Origin of the sequence: Stenotrophomonas maltophilia (genome assembly GCF_003970865.1) — a bacterium.
GTDB classification, from domain to species: domain Bacteria; phylum Pseudomonadota; class Gammaproteobacteria; order Xanthomonadales; family Xanthomonadaceae; genus Stenotrophomonas; species Stenotrophomonas maltophilia_AR.
This window is the reverse complement of sequence record NZ_RXLZ01000123.1, coordinates 1-4,053: the sequence shown is the minus strand read 5'-3', so window position 1 is coordinate 4,053 and position 4,053 is coordinate 1. Positions and strand designations below refer to the sequence as shown.

Sequence of the window (4,053 nt, the reverse complement as noted above, 5' to 3'; positions counted from 1 at the left end):
TGTTTTTGTTGTGGTGTTTTTGTTTTGGTTTTTTTTTTTTTAAAGCAAACGGGCCCCCCCGATCTCACCCCGCAAATACCGTCGGCCGCGTCGAGTTTGTATAAGGGACAGGTCCAGTGAACCGATCCGCGACCCGGCCAGCGATCATCTGCTGACCCCGCAGAATTCCACCTTCATCATCATCGACTACCAGCCGGTGCAGGTGAACTCCATCGCCTCGATGGACCGCCAGCTGCTGGTCAACAACATCGTCGGCACCGCCAAGGCCGCTGTGGCTTACGGTCTGCCGATCGTGCATTCGACGGTGAACGTCAAGACCGGCCTGAACAAGCCGCCGATTCCGCAGCTGCGCAAGGTGCTGGGTGACTACCCCATCTACGACCGCACCACCATCAACTCCTGGGAAGACGTCGAGTTCCGCAAGGCGGTGGAGGCCACCGGCCGCCGCAAGCTGATCATGACCGCGCTGTGGACCGAGGCCTGCCTGACTTTCCCGGCCTTGGATGCGTTGAAGGAAGGCTATGAGGTGTATGTGGTGGTCGACGCCGTCGGCGGCACCTCGCTGGCCGCGCACGATGCGGCGCTGCGCCGCATCGAACAGGCCGGTGGCCAGCTGATCAGCGTGCCGCAGCTGTTCTGCGAGCTGCAGCGCGACTGGGCCCGTTCGGAAACGGTGCCGGCCTTCATGAACCTCTTCATTGAAACCGGTGGTACGGCAGGCATCCAGTTCTCGTACGATCGTACCGAGTGATTGGGTGGCGGCGCCGGTCCTGGCCGGCGCCGCCTTTTGGAGCAGTCGAGCATGGCTCGACGCCACAGACAGATGGAGAACGTGATGGCCTACGCACGCATTGTTTCAACCGCCGACAACTACCTGCACCACATCAGCAATGGCACATTCGCCGTGGATGCGGACGAGCCCGCCTCGCTGGGCGGCCAGGGCAAGGGCTTCGCACCGTTCGACCTGTACCTGGCCTCGCTGGCAGCCTGCACCGCCATCACCCTGCGTATGTATGCGCAGCGCAAGGGCTGGGAGCTGGGCGAGTTCCATGCCGAGCTACGCTCGGAACGTGACGCGGATGGTCGCTTTCATGTGCACCGCGTACTGCATGCCAGCGCCGAGCTGAGCGATGCGCAGTGGCAGCGGTTGCTGGAGGTGGTGGAGAAGACCCCGGTGACCCTGGTGATGCGCGAAGGTGCACGCATCACCAGTGAGCGTGGGAGTGCAGCGTAACCCCATCCACGCATGGCGTGGATCTACATAAGGCTCAACGCCGTGAATGCAGCACGGTGCGCTGGCGCATGGCGTTGAACTCCTGCTCCACCTGCTGGATGTCTTCGGCCTGGAAACCGGCCGCATCCAGCAGCTGGTCGGCGGCGGCGGCGGCCAGCGGATCATCGTCACGCTGACGCCAGCAGCGCGCCGGCAGGAAATAGCCCACTTCGCTGCGCCCGCGCATGATCACCACCGGCCGGCCCGCATACAGCAGGAACTCGGCCAGGTGCTGGCGCAGGCCCTCCACGGAAACATAGGCCGGTCCAACACCCAGCATCTGGCTGGACGGTTCGGGACTCTCGAACAGCTTGCGACGGCTCATCCACTCCTCCTTTTGAACAACGCGTGGTCTCCTTTCCTTAGACGGGCGCATCGCTGCGCCCCCGCCACGCACTACGTGATCCGCATCACGCCCGCCACTCAGAAGCCGGTATTGAACTCCAGCTGGAACACGTCGATCGACAGCGGCGCGCCGGACACTTCCTTGGCCGCCATCCACTTGCCGCTGATCCAGCTGCGTGCATCCAGCGCGTAGGCGCCGCCCACGTAGTAGCCGCGGGCGTTGGTGCCGCCCAGGTGGAAGTTGGGATCGTTGTAGGCATCCGGCAGTGCGTCGGCCTCGATGTGCTTGTAGCCCAGCAGCGCCTGCCACTGGCCCTTCTCCTTCAAGTCAGTGGCACCGAAGGTGGCCTGCACCATCCAGGCGGTGTCGCCACTGCGGAAGGTATCGATGCCGACAGTATCGCCGGCGCCGTAGTTGTTGACGATGCCGTTCTGGGCGCGACTGAACATGGCCTGCTTGTCGTAGGCCAGGTTGCGGATGTAGTCGCCATCCAGGCGCAGACCGATGCCCTGGGCCAGTTGTGTATCCCAGCGCAGGTTCAGCGTGGCCAGGCGGAAGGCCGAGGCCAGGCCGACATACTGCGGGGTCGGCGTACCGGCCGGGTCCTCCGGATTGCGCGCTATGTTGCGGATCAGCATCAGGGTGTTGCCCTTCTGCATGAACGCCGGGCGCGACCAGTCGGTGTCACAGCCCACCGCACCCGCGTACAGGGCGCACGGTGAGGACAGGCGGCCGCTGATGTTCTTGAAGTCGTAGTAGCCCAATGCAGCGCGCAACGTATTCTCGTCATTGAAGCGCCAGTTCACACCCACCTGCGCACCGGACAGCCACTTGTTCTCGTTCGGAGTCTTGACCTTGCTCTGGCTGGGCGAGCTGTCGGAGGTGTACTCCAGCGGTACCACCGCGAGGTTGGCGAACAGGCCGAGGTCACCGCCGTCGAAGTCGTACTTCAGGTTGGCGGCCAGGCCATCGAAGTTGAGGTCGCTGGAGAACAGCGTGTCGCTGGTCCAGAACGGATTGCCGAAGCGGCCGCCACGCACCGTCACCCAGTCGGCCGGGCTGTAGGCCAGCCAGGCCTGGTCCAGCCACACGTCCTTCTTGCTCAGGCCGCCACCCAGCTGCTCGGTGGTGGACACCGGGCCATTGCTGCTGCCGCTGGCCAGGCGCACGCCGGCCGTGGTGTGCTGGCCGATGGTGGCCTCGATGCCCAGGCGCGCGCGGATGCGCCACAGGTTGCGGCGGTCCTGCCGGGTGTTCAGCAGCGGCGGCAACTGCAGGTTGGTGTTGGTGTTGGTGTCGAAGCCGTTGCCGGAATTGATCGACGACCAGTTGCTCACGATGTCGCTGTTGCGTTCGGAGAAGAAGCGCGACTCGCTGCGCACGCGCATGTCACCGGTGACCTTGATGCGCTTGGTCCATTCGGCCACTTCGTTCGGTGCCGCCCAGCCTTCGGACTTGGCCTGCGCCATCACGTCCTGGCGCACCTCGTCACGGATGCCGTCGCGCACGCTCTGCGGCACGTAGGGCACGCGCACGTCACCGGCTTCCAGGGCCACGCCACCGCTGGCGGCCGAAGGTGCGGCGGTCGCGGTGCGCGATGCGGCCGCTGCTTCAGCCTCCGCCTGCACCAGCAATGCCTGGCCGTCTTCGGGCTTCAGCGCACCGCTGGCGATCAGGCCCTTGATCAGCTTGACCATTGTGGTTTCGGCGGCCATCGCACCGGCCGGGGCGGCCAGGCTGAGCAGCACGGCGCAGCACAGCAGCGCCCGTCGGGCCGGCCGCGGGCGGCGGGAGTCGGTTCGTGCGCGGACGTGGTCGTTCATCACGGTTCTCATCGAAAGAAGGGAAATCACGGAGGTCGGGAGTCAGGCCCCGGGCCGGCGGCCCTGGATCAGCACGCGGGCGGGGAAATCGAGCGACGGCGGCGGTGCCTGGTCGACCTTGCCGATGCGTCGCAGCGCATCGAGCACGGCCGCGTCGGCCTCCTCGTTGCCACTGCCGCGCACCAGCTCGACCTTTTCCAGGCGGCCGTCGTTGGCCAGCCACACATTCACCTGCAGCTGGAACGCCAGACGCTTGACCTTGTCGTCGCGCGAGATCGCCTGCTGCATCAGGTAGCCCAGGTAGCGGCCGTAGGTAGCGTTGCCGGCGCCACCACGGCCAACGCCGGACGAACCGCCACCACTGCCGGACTGGATACCGAAGTTGTCACCACCGGCCTGCGCATCGGCGTTCATCGTCACCGGATCGGCATTGTCCGGCGTCGGCGTGGGCTCTTCGGCCGGCGTCGGCTGATCCAGCGGCTCCGGTTCGGGCCCCGTCCCTCCGGGCGGTGGTTCCGGTTCCGGCGGCTTTTCCCCCGCGCGCCGGGGCGGGGCGCGGGGGCCGGGCGGCGCCCGCCCGCGCCGGCGCCACCCCCCGCCACGGGCGCGGC

At 66.2% G+C, this 4,053-nt stretch carries 5 protein-coding genes; 2 read left to right on the top strand and 3 right to left on the bottom strand.

The window, feature by feature from the left end; genetic code table 11:
• Positions 1-100: 100 nt before the first annotated feature.
• Positions 101-751, top strand: a complete 651-nt coding sequence (locus EKL94_RS21930; protein ID WP_126930625.1) for a hydrolase — start codon at positions 101-103, stop codon at positions 749-751.
• An 84-nt stretch (positions 752-835) separates the two neighbouring features.
• On the top strand, positions 836-1,234 hold the full coding sequence (locus EKL94_RS21925) for an OsmC family protein (protein ID WP_126930626.1): 399 nt from the start codon (positions 836-838) through the stop codon (positions 1,232-1,234).
• 34 nt (positions 1,235-1,268) lie between these two features.
• Here EKL94_RS21925 and EKL94_RS21920 read toward each other — a convergent pair whose 3' ends face one another.
• From EKL94_RS21920 to EKL94_RS21910, 3 genes are all read right to left on the bottom strand, one after another.
• A complete protein-coding gene (locus EKL94_RS21920) occupies positions 1,269-1,598 on the bottom strand; it encodes a hypothetical protein (RefSeq protein WP_005409871.1) in 330 nt (109 codons plus the stop codon).
• Between the two features lie 98 nt (positions 1,599-1,696).
• Entirely contained in the window at positions 1,697-3,442 is a 1,746-nt protein-coding gene (locus EKL94_RS21915; RefSeq protein ID WP_126930624.1) for a putative porin, read from the bottom strand.
• 42 nt (positions 3,443-3,484) lie between these two features.
• Positions 3,485-4,053 (bottom strand): TonB family protein (locus EKL94_RS21910; RefSeq protein ID WP_440862120.1); only part of this gene is annotated, 569 nt, incomplete at its 5' end.